Raw genomic sequence first — 24,938 nt, 5'->3', positions numbered from 1 at the left:
GTTCTCATCCCTTGAACACCAGTTCCGGGCTCAATCCCCAGATGATCACCGTCATCACAAAGTTCAGTACGACGATCGCGACAAGACTTGCGCGGATCGCCCGTCCGGATGCGGATCCGACGCCGGCCGGGCCCCCGGATGCGAAGTACCCGTAGTAGCAGTGGATCAGTGTGACGACTCCGCAGAAGACCAACACTTTGGCAACTGATGCCACCAGATCGGGAACACTCAGAAACTGGGCGAAGTAGTGGTCGTAGGTGCCGGCGGGCTGACGGTGGAATATCTTCACGATCAATCCACCGGTGATGAAGCTGATCATGAGGGCCATGAGGTAGCCCGGAAGGACCACCAGCATGCTTCCGATCAGTCGTGTTCCGACGACGAAAGGAATGGCCTGCAGACCAATGGATTCGGTGGCGTCGATTTCTTCCGAGATTCGCATGGCTCCGATTTCGGCGGTCATGCGGCAACCGGCTTGGGCGGCGAACCCGATTCCGGTGATGATGGGGGCAATGACTCGGATGTTGCCGAACGACTCGATTATTCCGGTGAGGGCTCCGAATCCCAGCAGGTCGAATGCCATGAACGCCTGGATCGCGACCACGGCGCCCACTGCGACGCCGAGGAAGAACATTAGACTGACCACGCCGCCATCGACCACCAATGATCCATTGCCCCAGGCCATGTTGTTCATGGTCGTGACGGTCTGCTTGCGGTAGTGACGGACAGTCTTGGGCAACAGGTAGATGGTCTTGCCGACGAATACCGTGATCTGTCCGACTTCTTCGATTCCGGCCCGGAACGCTCGCGTAAGCTTGCCGACGGGCAGGAGGTCGGCTATCGGGCGGTGATGCCGGCGGTGTGCGCTGTTGTTGATCGCCATTACGCCAACCTCGCCGGAAAGAACATCATCTGCAGCTGGCTCACGAGGAGGTTGGCCGCGAAGATGCAGAAGACGCTGAGAACGACCGATGCATTGACCGCATTGGCGACCCCCGTCGGCCCGCCCTTGGCCTCGAGCCCACGCAGACCGGCAATGATCACCACCATGGCCGCGAAGATCAGCGACTTGAGTATCGAAAACACCAGGTCGGTGGGCGTGGCGAATGCACCGAACGACTGCCAGAAACTACCCGGTACGACGTCATTGACATTTGCGGAGATCAGTAGTCCCGCGGAGACTCCCGCAGCGATGATGATGATGCACAGCATCGGCGCGATAGCGATCATGGCCAGGAATCGCGGTACGACCAGGCGCTGGACCGGGTCGATACCCATGACGCGAATCGCTTCGATCTCCTCGCGAATCGCGCGTGCTCCGAGATCGGATGCGATCGCGGACGCCGCCGCACCACTCATGAGCAATCCGGCGGCCATCGGGGCGCCCTGACCGACGACGCCGAGCCCACTGGCGGCCCCGGCGAGCGAGTTCGCACCGACCTGGTTCATGATGCCGCCGACCTGAACCGAAACCTCGGCGCCGATCGGTACGGCCATCAGCAACGCCGGCAACGCGGTGACTTTCAGCAGTTTCCACATCTGCTCGACGACCTCGCGGAGGGGAAGCTTCAACGCCAGCGTGTCTGCTACGGCGAAACGCACAACATTGCCGCCGAGCCTGGCAGAGCGTCCGATCGTCGCGAGACTGCGTGTCGGGTTCTCCCTGAGATACTTCGCAATCCTCTCTGCCCGAGCCGGTTTGGACGGAGGATGCGGGGCGGTGGCTTTCTCTGCCCCGAGCGTCTGCATCCCCGCTAGCGACGTACTCATCGTTCCACCACTTCCGTAGCGTTGGGGGTCGTCACGTGCGCCTGCGTATTCACAGGTCGATTACCTTTCTTTTTCACCAACCACTCGGGTAGCAGAGGTGTGCCGATCTCTCACGGCTGTGCAACATACGGGCGTGCCCGTAGCCATCGATATCGACGGAACCTCCGGCGCACCGGCACTGGGGTTTCCATGGCCGTGTGCGCGCGGAGACTATCCCGAGCCGCGATGTACGGAACGGTGACCACTCACCACTTGTATGCGACTCGCGGCCCCGTGACTGATGTCACATTACGGAGAGCGTAACCTGTCACCTGTCTTTACGTCAATGCTGGTGTTCAATACACCGTCGCTGCCGGTGACCGTGCACGGGAGCCCCGTTCTGACCTAATGCTCGCGGCAGAATTCAGCGGGTAAGCGGATGTGTGCCCGGCCCCTCACAAAGCGAGAAAAGCCCCTGCGCACGCGACCACGCGATTTCGTGGTCGCGTGCGTTGGGGCCGACCGGCGGTCTGGGGAAGCGCACCTGATCCCTGGTGGCTCGCGGCCCGGGAACGGACGCTTCAGGAAGGGAGGCGGTTCTGCCGGCACGCATCGTTGATGGCGTGCCCCGCCGAGCCCGCGCCCGGTGGTCCTACGCCGCCCGATTCGGCTACTCCTGACCGGGAAGGAGGAGCAGCTTTCCCATGGCGACCCCGTTCTGCATAGCCTGGAAGGCGGTACTCGCCTCGCGCAGCGGGAACGTCGCGTGGATGGGTGGATGGATCTCTCGGTCGACGCACAACTTCACGAGGTCGGCGAGTTCGGAAGCCGAGCCCATCGACGACCCGAGGATCGCGAGCTGTTTGGCGAAGATCAGCGAAAGGTTGATCGTCGCTTCGTATCCGCTGGTGGCGCCGGGAACGACCATGGTGCCGCCGGCCCTGAGACATTTGAGCGAGTGGTTCCACGTCGCGGCCCCGACCGAGTCCATCACGTAGTCGACGCGCTCGGGAAGCCGGGCACCGAACTCGAAGGTGGCCTCAGCTCCGATCTTGGTGGCGAAGGCACGCTTGTCGTCGGTTCTGCCGGTGGCCCATACCCGCGCTCCCACCGCACTCGCGAGCATGATCAGTGCTGTGGACAGGCCTCCGCTGGCGCCCTGAATGAGGACGAGATCTCCCGCGGAGACGTGTGCCCGGGAAAACAGCATCTTGTACGCGGTCAGCCAGGCGGTGGGGAGGCAGGCGGCCTCCTCGATCGTCATCCCCTGGGGAATCGGTACGAGATTCGCCGTCGGTACGGTGACGTACTCGGCGAAGGTACCGTGATGGCGTTCGGAGAGCACCGACCTTCGTCCGCCGTCATCGACGACCGGGTAGATGAGCACTGCGCGGCCGGTGTCGTCGAATCCTGCGGCGTCACAGCCGAGGATCAGCGGAAGGCGGGCTTCGGAGATCCCGACTCCGCGCAGCGACCAGATATCGTGGTGGTTGAGCGAGGCCGCCTTGACGGTGACCGTTGTCCATCCCGGGAGCACGTCGGGCAGGGGGAGGTCACCGAATCGAAGTGCGCTCAGCGGCTCGTGGGCGTCCGGTTGGGTCATGTAGACCGATTGCATCTGCGAAATCCTCAGTGTCAGGGTCCTGGCGGGCGTTGCTCAGGCGGTCAGGGTTTCCCAGAGGGCATGTTCGCCCTGGCTGAGCGCAAGCTCACCGAGGCACGCGAGCCATCGGCTCTCGCTGACCGGTTCGTCCCGCCACGCCCAGATTCTGGTGGTGTAGTGGTGAAGGGGGTACTCGCGAGTGATTCCCAATGCCCCATGCAGTTGATGCCCGATGCGAGCCGCCCGGGTACCGGCCCGTGACGCCATGATCCGCGCGGTCACGGCGGTCGGGTCCACGGTTGTGCGTCCGGTGGCCTCGAGCGTGACCGATTCGACGGCACGGTCGAGTGCGGACCCGGACTCGAGCAGCGCCACCTTCAGTTCTGCGAGATTGGCCGCGACGGCCGGAATCTCGATCAGGGGCTGACCGAACTGCTCCCGCGTTTGTACCTGCAGGCACGCCAAGCCGTAGGTGCCCTCGATCGCGCCGGTCAGGGCGGCCGAGCCCAGCAGCGCGAGCCGGCCGAGGACATCGGCGGCGGTGGAGGGGCCCGACAGTTCCTGCCATGCGTTTGCGGGAACGCTCACGTCGTCCCGCGCGTCACCACACAGGTTCGTTCCGGGGGTGATTGCCACGCCCGGGGCCGTCAGGTCGATCACGCCGACCCTGTCCTCGTTCACGGTCACCAGGCGTTCGCAATGACGGGCCCAGGGAACGGCGGAGAGGGTGATCGCGTCGCTTCCGCCGGTGTGACCGACGACTGCGATGGTGCTGCGGGCGATCTCACCTCCACTTTCGCCGAGGATCTGATTCGCCAGAGCGGCTTCCGCCAAGGGGGTGCTCACTCCTTGCGCCGCGAGTGTGCGGACCAGGACGACGAGGTCGTGAAGGGTGCCGCCGGATCCGCCGGCCCTTTCCGGTACTCCCACGGTGGTCAGGCCGAGTTCGATCAGTTTGGGCCAGAGTCCGGGCAGATCTCCGGCCACGGGCAGGGTGGAGTCACTCGCCAGGTCGGTGATGAGCTCCACGAGCTCCTGCGAGGTGTCTGTCATGTTCTCTTTTCCTCACGTGCGATCAAACCGAGCAATACCTCCGCGGCACCGCCACGCACGGTGAACCCCGGTGAGGCGAGCAGGGCGTGACCGAGCAGGCTGTCGGGCCGGTTCTCGGAGGGCGGCAGGATGGTCCGGGCGGTTTCGAGGACGTCGAGTTCGAATGCGTTGCCCAGATATTTCAACGTTGCCGATTGCTGGACCGGTGCATGCCCCTGGTCGATCTTGCGGGCCACCTCGAAGGCGAGTCTGCGAAGGGTGGCCAGCCGGGCGACCAGTGACCCCACCGCACCCTTGGCCGACGCATCGGCGGGATCGGCGACGTCGAGCATTCGTGCCAGGACCGGGTAGGTGGACAGGAACCGTTCGGGACCGCCGCGCTCGAACGAGAGCTGTTCGACGACTTGCTTCCACCCGTTTCCGACCGCACCGAGCACGCGGTGTTCGGGAACGAAGACATCGTCGAACAGCACCTCGTTGAAGTGTCGTTCGCCGGTGATGTCGACGATCGGGGAGACACTGATTCCGTCCGACGCCATGTCGACGATGAATTCGCTCAGTCCGCGGTGCTTGGCCACTTTTCGGTCGGTGCGCGCGAGCAGATAGATGTGGGTGGCGTCGTGGGCCCCGCTGGTCCAGATCTTGCGCCCGTTGACCAGCCAACCCCCTTCGACCGGCTCGGCGTACGTGCTGACGGCGGCGAGATCCGAACCTGCGGACGGTTCACTCATTCCGAGGCAGAACACGAAATCCGACGCAACGATGCCGGGAAGGATTTCGCCCTTGAGTTCGGCGCTGCCGTGCCGCAGGACCGCGGGGCCGATCTGCCGGTCCCCGACCCAATGGGCCGCGACCGGCGCGCCGGCCCGCAGAAGCTCCTCAGCGACAGCGAGCCGGTGGATCGCCGACAGACCACGTCCGCCGTATTCGGTGGGCCAGCTGACTCCGATGAGCCAGCGTGAGGCAAGTTCCTTGCTGAATTCGAGATCGAACCCCCGCAACCAGTTGTCGCTGCGTGGTGTGTACTTGCCGGCGGTGCGCCATTGCGCGGTGAGCTCGCGCACCTCGCTGCGGAGGGCGAAGGTGCCGTCCGGTGACTCGGTTGTCATGTCGGGCCTTTCAGCGCCCGGCGTATACGCCGGGACGTCGTTCCTTGAATGCAGAGAGGGCTTCCGCCGAGTCGGCGGTCGATGTCACGACCGCCAGGTGGGAGGAGATGGTGTCCAAGGCGGTCCGGAGATCCTGTTCCATCCCGAAGTACACGGAACGCTTGATCATTTGGACGGCGATCGGTGGCTGTGCGGCAAGCTGGGCCGCCAGTTCTGTGACTGCGGAATCGAGTGTGTCCTCGGGTACGACCTTGCTGACCAGTCCGATGTCCAGGGCTTCGGCCGCATCGACGAATTCCCCTGTACACAGAAGCCGAAGAGCCTGTGCGACACCGACGATGCGCGGGAGGTAGAAGCAGCCACCGTCACCGGGAACCAACCCGACACGGACGTAGCCCTCGGAGAACCGGGCGGACTCGCCGGCGATGCGGATATCCGCCATCAGCGCCATGTCCATTCCTGCTCCGACGGCCGCACCTGAGACAGCAGCCAGGTACGGCTTGCTCAGGTCACGGGCGGCGTAGGCGACGTGGTGGACGTGTTCGGTCAGCAGGGTTCTCTGCGACAGCGGTGTGCGCTCCCGGTCCGCCAGCGCACCCAGATCCACTCCGGAACAGAAGGTGCCACCCGCCCCTTTCAGGACGACGACGCGGACGTCGGGATCGGCCTCTGCGGCACGCAGTGACCGAGCCCAGGTCTCGACCATCTCGAGAGTGAAGGCGTTCTTCGTCGCCGGCCGGTTCAACAGGATCGTCGCAACATGGTTGGTGAAGCTGTACTCGATGTCAGCCACCAGCGACCTCCGTATTCGTCGCCGGTGTCGCCGACTTCGTGGTGAAGGCCGCGACCGCCGCCTTGAAGTCGTCCCCTGCCACGTTCAGGGACTGCACCCGCGCCTCGCTGTCGAGTGACTGCTCGAACGTCGAGTCGTAGGCGTCGTCGAGCAGCGATTTGGTCTGGGCGAGGGCCGTGCGTGAATGGCTGACCAGTTTGCCGACCAAGGTTTCGACGGCGCCGTCGAGGGCCTCGACGTCCGTCACGGCGGTGACCAGTCCGAGGCGGAGCGCCTCGTCGGCCGAGACCATCTCACCCAGCATGCACAGGCGTTTCGCCTGCCGGATGCCGGCGAGGCGGGGCAACAGCCAGCTGCCGCCCCCGTCGACGGTCAACGCCCGTCGAATGAAGATCTCCGAGAACCGGGCGCGTTCGCTGGCAACGACGAAGTCGCAGCACATCGCCAGATTCATCCCGATTCCGACGGCCAGCCCGTCGACGCGCGCGATCGTCGGGATCTTCAGCGCACGCAGCGAGAGCACCACACTGTTGATCCACTGCATGCGCTCGAGCTGGGTGCGGTGGGACACGCCGAGCTCGTTCCCGGATGCTTCCGCCGAGGACAGGTCCGCGCCGACGCAGAAGTCATTGCCCGCGGCGCTGAGCACGAGAACCCGGACGTCCGGGCTGCGGCGGACATCGCCGAGGGCGCGTTCGAGTTCCGCCCACATCCGCGTGTCGATGGCGTTCTTCTTGTCGGGGCGATTGAGGACTATTCTCGCGATCCCGTTGTCCATGGTGTGTTCGATGAGAGTCATCGACCGTTCCCTCGATACCCCGTTGTGCGTGCTCGGCTCAGTCACCGCGGCGCCATACGGATTGCGCCATCGAGCCGGATGGTTTCTCCATTGATCATCGGGTTCTCGACGATGTGGGCGGCGAGCAGTGCGTACTCGTCCGGGGTTCCCAGGCGCTTGGGGTGCGGAACGGACTTGCCGAGGGAGGCTCGCACGTCCTCCGAGAGGCGCCCGAGCAGCGGGGTCTCGAAGATTCCCGGTGCGATCGTGGCGACGCGAATTTCCTTGCCCGCGAGATCGCGTGCCGCGACGATCGTCATGCCGACGATGCCCGCCTTCGAGGAGGCGTAGGGGATCTGGCCGATCTGTCCCTCGTACGCGGCGACCGATGCCGTCAGCACGACCACGCCTCGCTCACCGTCGAGGCTTTCGTTGCGAGCCATCCGAGCCGAGGCCAATCGGAGAACGTTGAACGATCCGATCAGGTTGATGTTGATGACCTTCACGAAGTGCTCGAGTGGTGCCGGATTGCCCGCTTTGTCGAGGATTCGCAGGGTGTGCCCGCTGCCCGCGCAATGCACGACCGCCCGGATCGGCTTGCCCCCGGATTCTGCGGCATCGAGGGCGGCGTTGACCGCGGCCTCGTCGGTGACGTCTGCCGGCGCGAATCGGGCACCGATCTCGGTGGCCACTTCCTCACCGCGGGAGGTCGGAAGATCGACGATCACGACGGAAGCGCCGGCCTTTCCCAGACGCTTCGCGGTGGCCAATCCGAGGCCCGATGCCCCGCCGGTGACGATGACTGATGCGTTCTCGATGTTCATTGCAGTCCTGTTCGGTGTGAGGTGGCAGAGGTGTTCTGCCGGTGGTGCAGTCGTGGGGTCAGGAGAGGCGCTCGATGATGGTTGCGTTGGCCATGCCGCCGGCTTCACACATCGACTGGAGTCCGTACCGTCCGCCGGTCTCCTCGAGCGAGTTGAGCATGGTGGTCATCAGCCGGGCACCTGATGCTCCGAGGGGGTGCCCGAGCGCGATGGCCCCGCCCGCGGGGTTGAGCTTGGCGGGATCTGCGTCGAATTCTGCCTGCCAGGCGAGGGGCACCGGGGCGAAGGCCTCGTTGATCTCGTAGTGATCGATCTCGTCGATCGTCAGTCCGGACCTGCTCAGCACCCTCCGGGTGGCCGGGATGGGGCCGGTGAGCATCAGGATCGGATCGTCCGCCATCACCGCGAAGGAGTGGAACCGGGCGCGCGGCCGAAGTCCCAGCTTGTCCGCTACTGCGGCACTGGTGACGAGCATCGCGCTGGCGCCGTCGGTGATCTGGGACGAGTTTCCAGCGGTGACGGACCAGTCGATCTCGGGGAAGCGCTGATCTGCCTGGGTCTTCACGAACGCGGGGTTCAAGCCGGCAAGCTTCTCGGCAGTTGTACCGGGGCGGGGGGTTTCGTCGCGGTCGACGATTCGGCGGACCCCGTCACTTCCGGTGCTGACGATGGGGACGATCTCGTTCTCCAGCCGACCCGCTTCCGCTCGCGCGAGCGCACGCTCGTGCGAGCGGGCCGAGTACGCGTCCTGCTGCTCACGGGTGATCTTCCACCTCGCGGCGATCAACTCCGCCGACACCCCCTGCGGGACCAATCCGGGCGCGTACCGCTGGGCTACCGACGGACCGTAAGGATCCATGCCGATCGTGGTCGATCCCATCGGGATTCGGCTCATCGATTCCACTCCGGCAACGACGGTGATGTCGTAGACGCCGGCCATGATGCCCTGGGCGGCGAAGTGTGCGGCCTGCTGGCTCGAGCCGCATTTGCGTTCGATGGTCGTGGAGGGAACGTGCTGCGGAAGACCCGCGGCCAGCCACGCCATCCTGCCGACGTTGCCGGCCTGCTCACCGACCTGCTGGACACAGCCGACCAGAACATCATCGACCAGCCCCGGATCGAGGTCGTTGCGTGCCAGCAGCTGCGAGATGGTCTGGGACAGCAGTTCGACGGCATGGAGCTCGGCGAGGGCGCCACCGGCCTTGCCTTTGGCGAGGGGGGATCGGACGGCGTCGATGATGACTGCGTCGTGCATGTAACTTCTCGTTTCGGTCTATGGACGTGATGTGAGGGCGTAGCGGCGGGTCACACTTTGTGAAGAATTTCGTGGGCGCGAGAACTGTTGCGGGCCAGTTTCAGCACGACATCCTCGGAATCGGCCACTACCGTTTCTCCCTCGCGGACCCTGGTGGCGACTCCGAAGGCTTCGATGGCCCGCCGCGCCTTCGCCTCGTCGTCGTGCGGCAGTTTCCGGGTGATGCGGTCGTACAGTGCGAGGAACGGTTTCGCCGCCGGGAGCAGATAGCGGAGCCGATTGTTCGGGATGCCGAGCTGGTTGCAGATGTCGTCGCCTGCCCACGCCCGCATCAGCCCGTAGGTCAGTGTCCGTTTCTGGTCGGCGTCGAGGCGCTTGTCGATGACCTTCGGGATGACCTCGTAACCTTCGATCTCCTCTTCACACATGTAGTCGGTGAGCGACTTCATCAGTGCCCGGCATCCCTCGTCGGCGGGATGTTCGAGCATCTTCACGATGGCCGACTTCCGCTTGAGGTCTTGCCAATCCGTGAAGTTGATGTCCTCGGGAATGCCCATGATGTGACCGATATACCGCCACAGAGCGGTGATGTCTTCCTTCTCCCGGTCGCTGAGCTTGATTCCGGCCTTCTCCAAGGCATCGATCACCGCCTCGCAGAACAGGCAGCCCATGGTGTAGATGGAGTCGACATTGCTGACGACCAGACCCCAGTCTTGCCAATCCCAGTCGTCGTTGCGGGAGAGGTGATAGCGCACGGCCGCGTGGATCCAGCGGACCTCCATGGTGGTGCGGAAACCCTCACCATCGCGGCGCATGCCCTCGGGCTTGGAGGAATTGGCGGCCCACCGCAGCGTTTCGATCAATCGACGACCAACCTGGTCACGCTCGATGAGCCGGCGACTGAGCACGAGGGGCCGCGACCCGCCGTAGGTGCGGAAGCCGGCACCGATGGCCGCATACGCCAGCGTCATCACGACGATCTTGCCGGCGCGCCAGTAAGCGACGCTACCGCGGTGGAGTTGGTCCCAGTCGACCCAGTCTGGCACGGTCTCAACGGACTTGAACAGTTCCATCAGTTCGGCGGGAGGGTTCTCGACCGAGTCGATTCCGTGCTCGACCGCCTGATCGAACATGGCCTTGCCGCCGCCCTTGAGCGGCTTGAGAGCCGCATACGCGCGGTAGCCGACTTCGTCGCCGATGTTGTAGTGGCTGGTGATGAATTCGAGGTCGGGTCGTCCGTAGATGCCTGCCGCATGCTCGTAGTTGACCGTCCGCCCCAGAAAACGTCCCTGCGGGACGTCGGCCGGGACATCGACACCGGCGGGTCGGACAGATTCCGTGGTTGCCATTTGAGCCTCCTGGGATTGTGCGGTGCGGCGGTGGTACGCATCACACCTGATGACAGGTTACATTATTTGTCGCTTGGCGCCAAGAGGGTGTGGCCAGGCCGTTCCTCACGCGCTGCGCGCTGCGACCCTCCGCACACGCGCTCGGCGGGGTACTGTGGCACCTAATTGACAACTTCTGTCGCGTGTCAGCTCGGCTGGCCGCGCGACAGGTCGACACAACGGAAGTGCGGACGCAAATGCCTACTCACACTGGAACATCGGTGACCAGGGAGCGGATCCTCGAAGCGGCGCGCCCAGTCGTTGAACGCTTCACTGTGACCAAGTTCGGAATGGAAGACGTCGCGCGCGCCGCCGGCATCGCCCGGCAGACCATTTACAAGTATTTCTCCGGCAAGGACGACCTACTCATCGCCATGTTTGTGCAACAGCTCACCGAGATGGGCGAGGAGCTTTCAGGATTCGCCGCCGCCGATCCCTCCGCCGAACAGTTGGTGACGCTGTTCGTCGAAGAGTTGAAGGCCGCGCAGAAATTCCCCCTCTTCGATGCCATGCTCGACCCGGCCGTGGCACCGAAAATGGCAGAGCTCGTCTTCGGCTCCGACGAACTGTTCACCGCCCGCAACGCAAATTGGTTCCCGATCCTGGAGCGGTACGTCGCGAGCGGCGTGGTCGCCGATGATCTCGACTTCACGCAGACGGTGCGGTGGATCACGTACCAGGAGTTCTGGTTCCTGACCCACCCCACCGTGCTGACACCGAGCGACGAGGAACGCGGAATCTACATCCGCGACTTCATCGTCAAGGCGTTGCTGGCGAAGTGAGACCGAGCTCGGTCAGGATCGTGTCCGTGTGTTCGCCGGGGTGCGGCGCCGGACGCTGAATCTGCCCTGGGGTTCGGCTGAAGCGCGGCGCCGGGGCGGGCTGGACCACCCCTGCGTGCTCGACGAACGTCTGCCGATGTGCCAGGTGCGGATGGTGCGGCGCCTCTTTCCAATCGAGGACCGGGGCCAGACACCCGTCGCTGCGCTCGGCCAGTGCGCACCATTCGTCGCGGGTCTTGGTTCGGAACAGCGCCGACCACTGCTGTTTACGCGCCGGCCACTGCGCCGGATCCATGCGATCCGCCTCCGACTCGACCCCGCCGCCGTTCTCTTCCAGCCCGATCAGGTCGGTCAGGACCCGGTGGAACTGCGGTTCGATCGCCCCGACTGCGACGAACTTCCCGTCGGCACACTCGTACACCTCGTAAAACGGTGCCCCGGTATCGAGGAGATTCACACCGCGGTCGTCGGTCCACACTCCACGATTGCGCAGGGCGTGGATGGCAGTCGTCAACACCGCCGCACCATCGACCATCGCGGCGTCGACCACCTGCCCCTTCCCGCTGTCCCGAGTTTCCAACGCGGCCGACACCAGCCCGAACGCCAGCATCATCGCACCCCCGGCAAAGTCGCCGACCAAGTTCAGCGGCGGCACCGGCGGCTCATCGCGGCGGCCGAATCCGTAGAGCGCTCCGGAGATCGCGATGTAGTCGATGTCGTGGCCGGCGTACGCGGCTTGCGGCCCCGACTGCCCCCACCCGGTCATCCGGCCATAGATCAGCCGGGGGTTGCGGGCCAGGCACACCTGTGGGCCCAGGCCCAGTCGTTCCATCACACCTGGGCGGAACCCTTCGATGAGCATGTCGGCGCCGGCAACGAGTTCGAGTGCGGTGCGTTGGCCGTCCTCGGACTTGAGGTCGAGGGCAACCGAGCGCCGTCCCCGGTTGAGCAGATCCGGGTGGGCGCCGTCGGTTTCCAACGTCTTCCCGGACCGCGTCCGGTCGACTCGGATGACGTCGGCGCCCATGTCAGCCAACATCATTGCGGCAAAGGGCCCTGGTCCGATGCCGGCGAACTCGATCACCCGGAGCGACGAGAGCGGTCCGGTGCGCGGTGCCGGGGCCGTCATCGCGTCACCACCTCCGCACCGTCGGCAGCGGTGGCGGTGAGCCGTTCACGCAGGGTGCGTTTGAGGATCTTGCCTGCACCCGAGACCGGCAACGTGTCGATCACGTGCATTTCCTTGATGCGCTTGTACGGCAGAAGTGCCGCATTGACTTCGTGTTGCAGGGTGTCGAGGTCGACGTCGGGTCCGGCGGCGAGGACGACGAAGGCCACCGGGACCTCCCCGACCGCGGCGTCCGGGCGGCCGACCACTGCGGCCCCGTGCACCTCGGGGCGAGCGAGCAGCATCTCCTCGATCTCACGCGGGTAGATGTTGTATCCCTTGTAGATCAGCATGTCCTTGCTGCGGTCGACGATCGAGAGGTAGCCGTCCGAGTCCACGATTCCGATGTCGCCGGTGTGCAGCCAGCCCTCGGTCAGAACCGCAGCGGTCTCCTGCGGGCGGTCGTGGTATCCGCGCATGACCTGCGGGCCACGGACGAGAATCTCACCACGGGCACCGAGCTCGACGTCGGCTCCGGTCTCGGGATCGATCAGTTTGATCTCCGTGTCGAACACCGGGACACCGACGGTGCCGGGCTTGCCCTGCCCGGACACCCACGTGGGCCCGATGGCCACCCCCATCGTGGCCTCGGTCAACCCGTAGCCCTCGGTGATGGTCGCGCGGGAGAACCGATTGCGGATGGCGCGGATATGACTGTGCGGCAACGGGCCGGCACCGGAGCTGATGTTTCGCACGCTGCCGAGATCGTGGTGTGCGAGATCGGGACTGGCGAGCAGCGCAGCGAAGAGGGCGGGTGCACCGCTCATCGATGTCACTGCGAATTTCTCCGCGTCCGCCAGGTAGGTGGCCGGGTTGAATCGGTCGTGGAGGATGAGTGTGACGCCGGCAGCAAACGGCACGCTCAGCGAGCCGACACACCCCATCGCGTGAAACCATGGGGTGAGGTTGATCGCTGTGCCGCTCCCCAGCCGGACCGGCCAGTCACCTTCGCTGCCGACCTGGTCGAACGTAAGCGCGCCCTCGGCCGTGATCTGCGGGAGTGCGCCGTGGTTCCACGCGGTGAACTGGACGATGTTGGCGACGACGTTGCGGTGCGTCAGTTCGACGCCCTTGGACCGTCCGGTGGTGCCGCCGGTGTAGGAGATGTGGGCGAGGTCGTCGAGGTGTGCCGGGTCGGCGGTGGGTTCGAGGCGGCCGTTCGTGTCGACGAACGCCTCGAACAGCTCCGAATGCGGAGCCGGCCGGGTCCCGACATGCACCACCAGCCGCACGTCGGTGCCCGCGACGACCGCGTCGAGGGCCTGCGCTGACATGTCGTGGGTGACGACGGCGGCGGCGTTGCAGTCGTTGAGCTGAAACGCCAGATCGTCGGGAGGCAGTAGCGGATTCGTCGGGGAGTAGGTGGCTCCGGCGATGAGGGTGCCGTAGTACGCGGCCGCGAACTCGATGCTGTTGGGCAGGTGCAACGCCACGGTGGCGCCGCGGCCGACGCCATGCTCGGCGAGCGCGAACGCGAACGCCTTCGCGGTATCCCACAACTGCGCGTACGTGATCTGTTCCTCGCCATGGATGAGCGCGATGCGTTCACCGTAGGCGTGGGCAGCACCGGCCAGTACGGCAGGCACCGTCACGGTCGGGTAGTCCAGGCTCCGGGGGAGCTGGTCGGGGAGAATGTCGATCGATACGGTCATGTCAGATGCCCAGACGGGTGGCGAGGCGTTCGCGCTGCTCTTCGATGCCGCCGAGGAAGGCGGTCGAGGCGTGTGCACGGCGGTAGTACAGATGCGCATCGTGTTCCCAGGTGCAGCCGATTCCGCCGTGGAGCTGGATGTTCTGCCGTGCGGCGTACATGTAGGCCTCGGAGGCGAGTGCCTTTGCCATCGGCGCGGCCAACCGCAGTTCGTTGCTGTCTGCGGTTGCGGGGTCGGCCGCCAGTTGCACCGCGTGGTAGACGGCGGACCGTGCGGCCTCGATGGCGATCAGCATGTCGGCACACCGGTGCTTGACCGCCTGGAAGCTACCGATCTTGCGGCCGAACTGTGAGCGCATCGTCGCGTACTCCACCGACATGTCCAGGCAGCGCTGGGCGCCACCGAGTTGCTCGGCGGCCAACGCGATTCGGGCCAGATCGAGTGTGCGTTCGACGATCTCGGATCCGCCGCCCTCCCGGCTGACCAGGACTGCGGGAGCCTGTTCGAACGTCAGATGCGCCTGTTTACGGGTCTGATCGAGGGTGTCCAGTTCGGCGGCAGTAACGCCTGGCCACTGGGTGTCGACGACGAACAGCGAGGTCCCGGCAGCGGTTGCGGCGACCACGAGGATCTTGTCAGCGACGTGGCCATCGGACACGAAGTAGCCTCGACCGTCGAGCACGAATCCGTCCGGTGACGTGGTGGCCACTACTGCGTGGCCGTCGACGTCGACCGCACCGCTGGCGTCGAGGAAACTCAGTGTCGCGATCATGGAGCCGTCAGCGATGCCCGGGAGCAGTTCCTTCTGCGCGGCGGCGTCCCCGCTGACCGTGAGTGCATTTGCCGCGAGGGCAACGGTGCTGAAGTAGGGGGAACCGACGACCGCCCGGCCCATCTCCTCGAGTACCACCAACTGTTCGACGAAACCGGCTCCGGCGCCGCCGTATTCCTCGGGCAACGCCAGTCCCTGGAGCCCGAGTTCGGTGGCCATGCGCAGCCAGACCTTGTCCTCGAATCCCCGGCTTGTCGCCATCTGCGATCGGATCGCGTCGCTGGAGAACTGTTCGGTGAAGAACTGCCGGGTCGCTTCCCGCAGAGCCTGCTGTTCCTGGTCGAAAATGATGCTCATCGTTGATTCATCTGCCCTTCAAATCGCGAAATGGGATGTCGCGGTCGACCTGAGGTTCTTTCGGAAGTCCCAGAACGCGTTCCCCGATGATGTTTTTCAGCACCTCGTCGGTGCCGCCGGCGACCGACAGCGACGGCACGAACAGCAGTGTGTTGGCGAAGCTGTCGCCCGTGGGCGCCTCGGCAGGCCATGCGGCTGCCCCCGCACCGGCGAGCGCGAAACCGAATTCGGCTGATTTGTTCGAGAAATCGGTGCGGACGAGTTTGGCCACCGACCCCTCGGGTCCGGGCTGTTTGCCTTGCATGATGCTCGCGGTGATCCGTTGCCCGAGGAGACCGACCACTGTTTCTCGCATCCACAGGTCGGCGAGTTGGCGCCGGATGGACGTGTCGCCGGTGAGGCCTTTCTCGGCCGCGAGTGCGATCAGCGCCTGGGTCGAATGCACGTCATCGAGGGGGCGTACCGCCCCCAGGGAAACCCGCTCGTTCATCAATGTGGTTGTGGCGGTGTGCCATCCGTTGCCGACACCGCCGAGAACCTGGTCGGCGGGAATCCGGACATTGTCGAAGTAGACCTCGTTGAAGTGTTCCCCACCGTCGATCTGGCGGATCGGCCGCAGGCTGACCCCGGCAGTTCTCAGATCCAGGATGAACATCGTCAGGCCCTTGTGCTTCGGGACCGAGGAGTCGGTGCGCGCCAGAACTATTCCGAACTGGCAGTGATGTGCACCCGACGTCCACACCTTCTGCCCGTTGAGGACCCATTCGTCACCGTCGAGCACCGCTCGTGAGGTCAGGCCGGCGACGTCCGAGCCCGCGCCCGGTTCGGAGAACAGCTGACACCAGATCTCCTCGCCCCGCAGCATCGGTTCGAGGTACCGGCGTTTTTGCTCGTCGGTTCCGGCGGCGAGGATCGTCGGTCCGCACATGCCCAGCCCGATGATGAAGACCACCAGTGGAAGGTCGTACTTGCGGGACTCCTCGTTGAAGATGATCTGCTCACGCAGCCCGAGGCCCTGACCGCCGTACTCGGTCGGCCAGTTGATGCCAGCGAAGCCGCCCTCGAAGAGCAACCGCTGGCACTCCTGGTTGCGTTCGACCGCTTCGTGGTCGCCCGCGCCGACGCGGCGCCGCGAACCGTCCGGGGTTCGCAGCCAGCCATGCTGGTGTGCCTTCGTTGCGAGCCAGTCGGCCGCTCTCGCCCGAAATTCGTCCAAGGACGAATCGCTGATGGTGTCCGTCACGCCAATCCCTTCCACTACAAGGTGTGCTGTGTCACAATGGTGACATATTACATTCAATGTCGTCCGTCGCCAATAGTGGAGCAACACCCGATGGCGGGGGAACCGAATGTGGCATTGACCACAGACAGGCGACAGTTTATGTTGTGTGTCATCGCTCGGGCGACTGCCCTCGCGCGTTAGAACTGGAGATGTAGACATGACCTCGGTTGCCTCGAACAGCAACTCTGCGCCTTCCGAACTCGGGACTGTTGCCCCTGCGGACGCTGCTTTCCCGGCCGATGCTGTGAACACGGTCGTCCACCGACTCCGACGGACATTCGATACCGGCCGGACGGGGTCGGCGCGATGGCGCGAGCGGCAACTCGACGCGTTGTCCCGCCTGCTGTCGGAAAACGAAAAGGAGATCCAGGCGGCCCTGGCCACCGATCTCGGCCGACCGGCGGCCGACGCCTGGCTTGCCGACATCGCGGCGGTGCACCTCGAAATCAAGACCGCGCGCCGCAACCTGAAGAAGTGGATGAGCGAGACCAAGGTACGGCTCCCGCTGTCACAGCTTCCCGGCGTCGGCCGGATCCGCCGGGAACCGCTAGGAGTCGTCCTGATCATCGGGCCGTGGAACTACCCGTTCTACCTGACACTCGGACCGCTGGTCGGCGCGCTCGCGGCCGGCAACTGTGCCGTGATCAAACCGTCCGAATACGCGGCCGCGTCGTCGGCACTCCTGGCGCAGCTCGTCCCCCGCTACATGGATGCCGACGCAGTCGAGGTCGTCGAGGGATCCGTACCCGAAACTGCAGCGGTGATCGATCAACGCGTCGATCACATCTTCTTCACCGGCAGCCCGGCGGTCGGTCAGCGCATCATGGCCGCCGCTGCCCCGCACCTCACACCGGTCACCCTCGAGTTGGGCGGCAAGAGCCCGGTGATCGTGACCGCCGACGCCGACATCGAGGTCGCCGCCCGCCGGATCATCTGGGCGAAACTGATGAACTCGGGTCAGACCTGCATCGCCCCGGACTACGTGCTGGTCGCCAAGTCCATAGCGCCGGCGCTCATCAACGCGATGACCGATACGCTCGCCCGCTTCCGGCCCGGGCCTGATACTGCCCTTCCGATCCTTGATCGTCGCCAGTTCGATCGCGTCGTGGCGCTACTCGCCAATCACGGCGGAACCGTCGTCTCCGGTGGCGGCGTCGACGAATCTGCGGCGACCATCGAACCGACGATCATTCTCGACCCGAGCGTCACCGCACCGGTCATGCAGGAGGAGATCTTCGGGCCTGTCCTGCCGGTCATTCCGGTAGACACCCTCGATCATGCCATCGACTTCATCCGCGCCCGCGAAAAGCCGCTGGCGGTCTACTTGTTCAGTCCGTCACGCCGTGTCGCGAACCGGGTGATCGCCGAGACCAGTTCGGGCGGTGTCGTCGTCAACCACATCGGGCTCCACTGCATGGCACCGAATCTTCCGTTCGGCGGCGTCGGGAATTCGGGCATGGGCTCGTACCACGGTCGGTGGGGTTTCGAAACGTTCAGCCATCGAAAGTCTCTGGTATCGACCAAGACGCGGCCGGACCTGCCGATCCTGTATCCGCCGGTCACCGCACTCAAAGAGCGAATTCTGCGTCTCTTCTTCTGAGACAACCCCTTCACAGTCACCACGAACAACCAGGAGGAAGCTGTCGTGTCCGACTATCCGATGATCATCGACGGTAAGCCGGTGACATCCACCGAGTGGATCACGGTGGAAAACCCGGCCTCGGGAGCGCCGTACGCCCAGGCTCCGGCCTGCACTCCCGACCAACTCGACGCGGCCATGCAGTCCGCTGCACGCGCCCAGATCAGCTGGGCAGCCGACCCGGCGCACCGCCGGCACGCGCTGCAGGAGTGCGCGGCAGTCCTGTCGAAGAATCTCGAGCAGATCGCCGCCCTGCTGACCATCGAGCAAGGAAAACCGATAGCGGAGTCCCGGCGCGAAATAGGCGCGGCTGCTGCGTGGTTCACCTATTACTCCGCGCTCGATCAGCCAGTGCAGGTCGTCCAGGACGACGCCGCCGCGCGGATCGAGGTGCATCACAAACCGCTCGGTGTCATCGCGGCCATCACACCGTGGAACTACCCGATCCTGCTCGCATCCTGGAAACTCGCTCCCGCTCTGCGAGCGGGTAACAGTGTGGTGCTCAAGCCCTCGCCCTTCACACCGCTGACCAGCCTTCTGATCGGGCGACTGTTCACCGAGGCCCTGCCCGCGGGGGTACTCAACGTCATCTCCGGACCCAACGAGCTGGGGCCTCTCGTCACCGCGCACCCCACTCCCCGCAAGATCAGCTTCACCGGCTCCACCCGAACGGGCAAGCAGGTCGCCGAGACCGCTGCAGCCACTCTCAAACGCGTGACCCTCGAACTCGGCGGCAACGATGCCGCCATCGTGCTCGACGACATCGACCCCGGTGCGATTGCCGAGAAGCTCTTCTGGTCGGCGTTCATCAACAACGGGCAGACCTGCATCGCGATCAAGCGGTTATTCGTCCCCCAGTCCGCATACGACAAGTACGTCGAGGCCCTGGCCGCCATAGCGGACACGGCGGTGCTCGGTGCCGGCACCGACCCGGCAACCCAGTTGGGGCCGTTGAACAACCCGGCCCAACGCGACCGCGTCACCGCACTCGTCGACGAGGCAGTGCGCTCTGGAGCACGCATCGCCACCGATTCCAGCGCATTCGACAGCTCGGGCTACTTTCACCGGCCGACGATCCTCGCCGACGTGCCGGACAGCGCACGTGTCGTTGCCGAGGAACAGTTCGGCCCCGCGCTCCCGATCCTCGGGTACGACTCCGTCGACGAGGCGATCGCCCGTGCCAACAGCACCGAGTTCGGTCTCGCCGGTTCGGTGTGGGGGTCGGACACCGAGCGCGCCCAGAAGGTCGCCGACCGGCTCGAATGCGGCACAGCCTGGGTCAACACCCACGCCGCCCCCTCCCCCAGAGCACCCTTCACCGGGGTGAAGGACAGCGGTCTCGGTGTCGAGAACGGGCCCTGGGGGCTCGACTCCTACACACAACTGCAGACCCAGTACATCGCCCGCACCTAGAGAGCGCCACCAGCACACTATCGGAGATAGAACGGAAACCACTCTTGCCTGACACACGCACCTCCCCCGTCACCGTCGCACGGGACAACCACACCCTCGTCATCACCATCGACCGGCCCGAAGCGCGCAACGCCATCGACGCCGCAGTCACGATCGCCATCGGCGACGCGATGGCCGCGGCCGAGGACGACCGTGACATCCGCGCCGTCGTGCTCACCGGCTCCGGCGACAAGTCGTTCTGCGCGGGCGCAGACCTCAAAGCGATCGCCCGCGGCGAGACCATCGTCCCGGAGGACGGGCCCCGGGCGGCGTGGGGGTTCGCAGGTTACGTCACCCATCACATCTCCAAGCCCACGATCGCCGCCGTCAACGGCGCCGCTCTCGGTGGCGGCACCGAACTGGTCCTCGCCAGCGATCTGGCCGTTGCCTCCACCACAGCAGTATTCGGGCTCCCCGAGGTCAAACGGGGAATCATCGCCGGGGCAGGCGGAGTGTTCCGACTGCCTCGTCAGATACCCAGGAAGCTGGCATACGAGCTGATGTTCACCGGCGATTCCATCGATGCCGAACGCGCACTGCACCTCGGTCTGGTCAACTACGTCGTCTCGCCGGACTCGGTCCTCGATCGAGCCCTCGAGCTGGCACACAACATCAGCGCGAACGCCCCGCTGGCAGTGCAGGCGAGCAAGCGTGTCGCCCAGCACATCATCGGTGGCAACGTTCCGTCCGACGCCGATGCGTGGCAGTTGTCCGCACGCGAGCGCGCCTCGGTGCGCAACTCCGACGACGCCAAGGAAGGTCCGCGCGCGTTCGCCGAGAAGCGGGCACCGGTGTGGTCGGGGAAATAGCCTCAGCCCGCTACGCGGTAGTGCAAAGCCCCCGCACAATCCCTACCTCGTGATCGGCCGGGTGGCTTCCCGAACACCGCGCAATCGGGAAGCCACCCCAAATCCATTGATCTGTGCGTAGTCAATTCACTTCTCGAAGGAGACACACCATGGGAGTCGAAGTCGAGGTCCAGGGACTGACCAAGTCCTTCGGCAGCCACAAAATCTGGGGTGACATTACGTTGACGCTCCCCGCCGGGGAGGTGAGCGTGCTCCTCGGTCCATCCGGCACCGGCAAGTCGGTCTTCCTCAAATCGCTGATCGGACTGCTTCGCCCCGAGCAGGGCTCGATCATCATCGATGGCACCGACATCATGGGATGCTCGAGCAAGGAGCTCTACGAGATCCGCAAACTTTTCGGGGTTCTCTTCCAAGACGGCGCATTGTTCGGCTCGATGAACCTCTATGACAACGTGGCATTCGTCCTTCGCGAACACACCCGACTGGGTGAGTCCGAGATCCGACGTAAGGTCATGGAGAAGATCGAGCTCGTCGGGTTGCTCGGCGCGGAGGAGAAACTTCCCGGGGAGATCTCCGGCGGTATGCGCAAGCGCGCCGGACTGGCCAGGGCACTGGTGATGGATCCGCAGATCATTTTGTGCGACGAGCCCGACTCCGGCCTCGACCCCGTCCGAACCTCGTATCTGAGTCAGTTGCTTATCGATATCAACGCCGAGATCGACGCGACGATTCTGATCGTGACACACAACATCTCGGTCGCGCGCACGGTTCCCGACAACATCGGCATGTTGTTTCGCCGGAAGCTTGTGATGTTCGGTCCGCGAGAAGTGCTCCTCACATCCGACGAGCCGGTGGTCGAGCAGTTCCTCAACGGACGGCGAATCGGACCGATCGGGATGAGCGAAGAAAAGGACGACTCCCAGATGCGGGAAGAACAGGCCCTTGTCGACGCCGGCCACCATCACGGCGGCACCGACGAGGTCACCGGCATCGTCCCGCAGCTGCAACCCACACCGGGTCTGCCGTTCCGCAAGGCCGCAGCCCGCCGACAGACCAGGGTGCGGCAGATCCTGCACACCCTGCCGCCCAACGCGCAGGCCGCCATTCTCGACAGCTTCGAGGCGGATGCCGATCCCAACCTCGTCACCCAAGAGATACCCGCCTACGAGTTCGTGCCAGCCCAATCATGAAGTATCTGTGTTTCACCGTCGAAGTCGATCGGGCTGTTGCGCACATCCAACTGAGCAGGCCCGAAGCGCTCAACACCATGATTCCCGAGTTCTGGAGCGAGCTTCCGGCGATCATTGGTGACCTCAGCAACGACGGGAGCATCCGCGCGGCGGTGCTCTCGTCCACGGGGCGGCATTTCACCGCGGGGATGGATTTGTCCGCGTTTGCCGACCACAACGCGACCGTGGCCGACGCCGGGCGCGCCAATCTCGCTCGGCGGCACCGAGTGCGGGCATTCCAGGATGCATTCAGTGCCGTCGAGAAGGCCAGGATGCCGGTGCTCGCTGCGATCCAGGGCGGCTGCATCGGTGGAGGGGTGGATCTCGTAACCGCGTGCGATATGCGCTACGCCTCAGCCGATGCCTTCTTGGTCGTTCAGGAGACGAACATCGGACTGGCTGCCGATGCCGGTGTCCTGCAGCGGTTGCCGAAGCTCATCCCTGACGGAATCGCCCGCGAACTCGTCTACACGGGAACCCGAATGCCCGCATCCCGCGCCTATGAGGTGGGCCTCGTGAACCAGGTGTTCGCGGACCGCGAGACAATGATCGAGGAGGTCACCGCGATCGCACGCGAGATAGCACAAAAGAGCCCACTCGCTGTGTGGGGGTCGAAGTCTGCCCTCGTCTACGCCCGCGACCACAGCACCTTGGACGGGCTCGACCGTATCGCAGATTGGAGTGCGGCGACACTCGCGGGCAACGATATCGCTGAATCGGTGACCGCTCGGGCAGAGCAGCGGCAACCGGCATACCGAGATCTTCCGCGGGTCGATTCATCATCGGGAGGATTCACCGAAGACTGAAAACGTCGACACCTCGAACTTCACCACATCCGTGCGGTCAGAGGCAAGAAGACACCCTCAAGTTGAACAGAATTGAAAGTACGCACATGAAGCAGCAAGTCCGGACGCGGGGCCGGAGACCATCGCGGAGAATATCCGCGCAATCGCCGACGGCCCAGACACGGGAACACAAGCGCACCTACGAAGAGGAACTGGTGGACTTCGCGTGGCGATGGCGACACTGGGATATCCCTCCGGAAGCCGACATCTTCGTCCAGTTCGGGCTCACGCCCACCGAGTTCTATCGGCGACTGATGACGGTACTGACCGGGCCACAACGCGGTTGCGTACCCCTCGCAGTCAGAGAACACCTGCAGAACTTATCGAGATCCCAACTGCACCCGCCCACCACGGATGGTCGTCGCCACGCCGAATAACGGTCATCAGCCGACTGCTCTCCGAGGAATCACCGCACGTAGGTGAGCCCACGTAACGTATGCCAGGACGGCGCCTCAGTGACGAATCCGCTGAGCGCGGTCGCGGAGGTCACGGTTCTGGGCAGGCGCCGGACCAACGAGACAACCCACGATCGCAACAACTGGCCACACCGGTGGACTTGCTCACAGCAACAATCACGCAGCTGTTGGCGAAAATCTATGGAGAACGCATGCCAGAAGAATGGGCGTTTGGGACGACCACCGCCGAACATCGTAGACGGCCGCGGCGCGCGAAGCCTTCCGCGCATGGCGCAAGTGGGATCCGGTCGAGCGTCGTCGAGCCCTGACCAAGTTGGCCGACCTCATGCGGTCGCATGCTGACGAGCTGCACACCGTCCAGGCGCTCGAGAGCGGAATCCCGATCTCGATGGCGGGCGTTCTGGTCGAGAACTCACTGAACTGGACCGACTACGCGGCTAGCGCAGCGGACAAGCTATCCGGTGAGGTCGTCCCCAGCACTCCGGGCGAAATCTTCGATTACACGCTCGTCGAACCGGTCGGAGTGGTGGGCGTCATCATTCCGTGGAACGGTCCAGTGGGTTCACTCGGCATGTGCGCGCTGCCTCCACTCGCCGCTGGCTGCTGCGTCATCATCAAACCCTCGGAACTCGCGCCCTTCAGCGCCAGCCTCTTCGGCAAGCTATGTCAGGAAGCCGGACTTCCGCCCGGCGTCGTGTCGGTGCTGCCTGGGGGCGCCGAGGCGGGACAGGCCCTCGTGGGACATCCCGGGGTGGACATGATCAGTTTCACCGGCGGCACAGCGACCTCCCGCACCATCGCCACCAAGTGCGCCGAAATGGGCAAACGTTGCGTCCTCGAACTCGGTGGAAAGTCCGCCGACCTGGTGTTCTCCGACGCGGATGTCACCAAGGCAGCCCAGGAGGCGCTGGGATGGCTACTGGTCACCAATGGACAGGCCTGCACCTTGGCATCACGGTTCATCGTGCACACCGACATCTACGACCAGTATGTGGAAACCCTGACCGGTTTGATGCAGGGGCTGAAGGTCGGGGACGCAATCGACCCGAACACCGGCATGGGTCCAGTTATCAACGCCCGGGCCGTCGAGCGGATCCTCGGCATGGTCGACCGCGCGCAACAGCAGGGGGCGACGCTCCTGACCGGCGGTACGCGCCTGGATCTTCCCGGTTACATGATCGCTCCCACATTGTTCGGCGATGTCGACAACTCCAGTGAGCTCGCTCAGGACGAAGTCTTCGGCCCAGTGCTGTCCGCGCTTCGATTCGAGGACGAGGACCAGGCCGTCGAGATGGCGAACGCCTCACAGTACGGCTTGGCCGGCTACATACACACCAGCGATCTCAGCAGAGCCCTGCGCGTTGCCGCTGCGCTCGAAACCGGCAACGTGGGAATCAACGGCGGCGTTGCACCTGCCGCCGCCAACGCACCATTCGGCGGTGTCAAGCAAAGCGGACTCGGCCGCCTCGGTGGCATCGCCGGAATCCTCGAATACACCACGGTCAAGAACGTCCAGATTCGGCTGTGATCTATCGTCGCCCGCCCCGCGCCGATCTCGCGGGGCAGGCGACGTCTCGGACAGCCTCCACATCGGCGAGGACAAATGAACGAGAAGCCAGAGAGCCGCAAGTTCTTCAGTGGCATCCTGCTCGTCCAGTTCGGTGAGCACATCTACACGCCGACCAGACCTGTTGGCATCGTGGAGCATCCGGTAGCAAAAAACGCACACCAGACCGGTCAGAACACTGAAGTTTCGCTGGAGTGCTCGGACGGCAGCCGAGTACCGCTGCGGACTTGGCCCGGTGAATCCTTCTACACCTTGAGATCGAGCTCTCAATTCGGACCCGACGACTGTCGAGTGACGCTGCGTGTATTCGCAGAAGCGGATCAGCCGCACGGCAACTACTGGACGTTGCTCGCCCGCGGAGAACTTGCTCACAGCCCATGGGCGTTCTAGTCCCCATACACCCGCTAACCCTCCCA

Annotated in this window: 21 protein-coding genes and 1 pseudogene; 8 read left to right on the top strand and 14 right to left on the bottom strand. The window is 64.6% G+C overall.

Features of this window, described 5'->3' with window-relative positions; genetic code table 11:
- Nucleotides 1-4: 4 nt before the first annotated feature.
- The 10 genes from HYG77_RS25750 to HYG77_RS25705 all read right to left on the bottom strand — a co-directional run bounded on the left by HYG77_RS25750 (nt 5) and on the right by HYG77_RS25705 (nt 10,513).
- Nucleotides 5-883 carry an ABC transporter permease gene (locus HYG77_RS25750; RefSeq protein ID WP_208961058.1) on the bottom strand — a complete coding sequence of 293 codons (879 nt, stop codon included), beginning with the start codon at nt 881-883 and terminating at the stop codon, nt 5-7.
- Nucleotides 883-1,770, bottom strand: coding sequence for an ABC transporter permease (locus HYG77_RS25745; RefSeq protein WP_244373172.1), 888 nt, complete (start codon nt 1,768-1,770; stop codon nt 883-885). Before HYG77_RS25745 ends, HYG77_RS25750 begins: the two co-directional genes overlap by 1 nt.
- 649 nt (nt 1,771-2,419) lie before the next feature.
- Nucleotides 2,420-3,367, bottom strand: coding sequence for a zinc-binding dehydrogenase (locus HYG77_RS25740; RefSeq protein WP_208961057.1), 948 nt, complete (start codon nt 3,365-3,367; stop codon nt 2,420-2,422).
- 39 nt (nt 3,368-3,406) lie between these two features.
- Entirely contained in the window at nt 3,407-4,405 is a 999-nt protein-coding gene (locus tag HYG77_RS25735; RefSeq protein WP_208961056.1) for an acyl-CoA dehydrogenase family protein, read from the bottom strand.
- The gene (locus HYG77_RS25730; protein WP_208961055.1) at nt 4,402-5,514 is read right to left on the bottom strand and encodes an acyl-CoA dehydrogenase family protein; all 1,113 of its coding nucleotides are present in this window, start codon (nt 5,512-5,514) and stop codon (nt 4,402-4,404) included. Before HYG77_RS25730 ends, HYG77_RS25735 begins: the two co-directional genes overlap by 4 nt.
- Nucleotides 5,515-5,524: 10 nt before the next feature.
- On the bottom strand, nt 5,525-6,307 hold the full coding sequence (locus tag HYG77_RS25725) for an enoyl-CoA hydratase-related protein (protein ID WP_208961054.1): 783 nt from the start codon (nt 6,305-6,307) through the stop codon (nt 5,525-5,527).
- Nucleotides 6,300-7,106, bottom strand: coding sequence for an enoyl-CoA hydratase-related protein (locus HYG77_RS25720; protein WP_208961053.1), 807 nt, complete (start codon nt 7,104-7,106; stop codon nt 6,300-6,302). Before HYG77_RS25720 ends, HYG77_RS25725 begins: the two co-directional genes overlap by 8 nt.
- Nucleotides 7,107-7,147: 41 nt before the next feature.
- Complete coding sequence (locus tag HYG77_RS25715) at nt 7,148-7,909, bottom strand: SDR family NAD(P)-dependent oxidoreductase (protein WP_208961052.1); 762 nt, start codon at nt 7,907-7,909, stop codon at nt 7,148-7,150.
- A 58-nt stretch (nt 7,910-7,967) separates the two neighbouring features.
- Nucleotides 7,968-9,164, bottom strand: coding sequence for a thiolase family protein (locus HYG77_RS25710; protein WP_208961051.1), 1,197 nt, complete (start codon nt 9,162-9,164; stop codon nt 7,968-7,970).
- Between the two features lie 50 nt (nt 9,165-9,214).
- Nucleotides 9,215-10,513 carry an oxygenase MpaB family protein gene (locus HYG77_RS25705; protein WP_208961050.1) on the bottom strand — a complete coding sequence of 433 codons (1,299 nt, stop codon included), beginning with the start codon at nt 10,511-10,513 and terminating at the stop codon, nt 9,215-9,217.
- A 236-nt stretch (nt 10,514-10,749) separates the two neighbouring features.
- On the opposite strand from HYG77_RS25705, the gene HYG77_RS25700 reads away from it, so the two are divergent.
- The gene (locus HYG77_RS25700; protein ID WP_280123282.1) at nt 10,750-11,334 is read left to right on the top strand and encodes a TetR/AcrR family transcriptional regulator; all 585 of its coding nucleotides are present in this window, start codon (nt 10,750-10,752) and stop codon (nt 11,332-11,334) included.
- Here the strand turns inward: HYG77_RS25700 and HYG77_RS25695 are convergent.
- The 4 genes from HYG77_RS25695 to HYG77_RS25680 are packed head-to-tail and all read right to left on the bottom strand — an operon-like array spanning nt 11,312 to nt 16,526.
- Nucleotides 11,312-12,463 carry a CaiB/BaiF CoA-transferase family protein gene (locus tag HYG77_RS25695; protein WP_208961048.1) on the bottom strand — a complete coding sequence of 384 codons (1,152 nt, stop codon included), beginning with the start codon at nt 12,461-12,463 and terminating at the stop codon, nt 11,312-11,314. The genes HYG77_RS25700 and HYG77_RS25695 overlap by 23 nt on opposite strands.
- Complete coding sequence (locus tag HYG77_RS25690) at nt 12,460-14,154, bottom strand: AMP-binding protein (RefSeq protein ID WP_208961047.1); 1,695 nt, start codon at nt 14,152-14,154, stop codon at nt 12,460-12,462. The genes HYG77_RS25695 and HYG77_RS25690 overlap by 4 nt, the downstream gene beginning before the upstream one ends.
- 1 nt (nt 14,155) lies before the next feature.
- Nucleotides 14,156-15,283: an acyl-CoA dehydrogenase family protein gene (locus tag HYG77_RS25685; RefSeq protein WP_208961046.1), complete on the bottom strand. Its 1,128-nt coding sequence runs from the start codon at nt 15,281-15,283 to the stop codon at nt 14,156-14,158.
- Nucleotides 15,284-15,290: 7 nt separating this feature from the next.
- The gene (locus HYG77_RS25680) at nt 15,291-16,526 is read right to left on the bottom strand and encodes an acyl-CoA dehydrogenase family protein (RefSeq protein ID WP_208961045.1); all 1,236 of its coding nucleotides are present in this window, start codon (nt 16,524-16,526) and stop codon (nt 15,291-15,293) included.
- A gap of 196 nt (nt 16,527-16,722) precedes the next feature.
- Between HYG77_RS25680 and HYG77_RS25675 the strand changes: the two genes are divergently transcribed.
- From HYG77_RS25675 to HYG77_RS25645, 7 genes and pseudogenes are all read left to right on the top strand, one after another.
- Complete coding sequence (locus HYG77_RS25675) at nt 16,723-18,165, top strand: aldehyde dehydrogenase family protein (protein WP_208961044.1); 1,443 nt, start codon at nt 16,723-16,725, stop codon at nt 18,163-18,165.
- 45 nt (nt 18,166-18,210) lie between these two features.
- Nucleotides 18,211-19,617 (top strand): aldehyde dehydrogenase family protein, encoded by a 1,407-nt coding sequence (locus tag HYG77_RS25670; protein WP_244373169.1) that lies wholly within the window; start codon nt 18,211-18,213, stop codon nt 19,615-19,617.
- Between the two features lie 44 nt (nt 19,618-19,661).
- Nucleotides 19,662-20,465 carry a crotonase/enoyl-CoA hydratase family protein gene (locus HYG77_RS25665; protein ID WP_208961043.1) on the top strand — a complete coding sequence of 268 codons (804 nt, stop codon included), beginning with the start codon at nt 19,662-19,664 and terminating at the stop codon, nt 20,463-20,465.
- A gap of 149 nt (nt 20,466-20,614) precedes the next feature.
- Entirely contained in the window at nt 20,615-21,655 is a 1,041-nt protein-coding gene (locus HYG77_RS25660) for an ABC transporter ATP-binding protein (protein ID WP_208961042.1), read from the top strand.
- Complete coding sequence (locus HYG77_RS25655; RefSeq protein WP_208961041.1) at nt 21,652-22,500, top strand: crotonase/enoyl-CoA hydratase family protein; 849 nt, start codon at nt 21,652-21,654, stop codon at nt 22,498-22,500. The genes HYG77_RS25660 and HYG77_RS25655 overlap by 4 nt, the downstream gene beginning before the upstream one ends.
- A gap of 708 nt (nt 22,501-23,208) precedes the next feature.
- Nucleotides 23,209-24,483: pseudogene (locus tag HYG77_RS25650) on the top strand (aldehyde dehydrogenase family protein); the annotation flags it as partial.
- A gap of 75 nt (nt 24,484-24,558) precedes the next feature.
- Nucleotides 24,559-24,912, top strand: coding sequence for a hypothetical protein (locus HYG77_RS25645; protein WP_208961040.1), 354 nt, complete (start codon nt 24,559-24,561; stop codon nt 24,910-24,912).
- The last annotated feature ends 26 nt before the right edge of the window (nt 24,913-24,938 follow it).

This window comes from Rhodococcus sp. ZPP (genome assembly GCF_017656075.1).
Classification (GTDB): domain Bacteria; phylum Actinomycetota; class Actinomycetes; order Mycobacteriales; family Mycobacteriaceae; genus Rhodococcus_F; species Rhodococcus_F oxybenzonivorans.
Note: the sequence above shows the minus strand (reverse complement) of the source record. Positions and strands in the feature narration are given on the sequence as shown.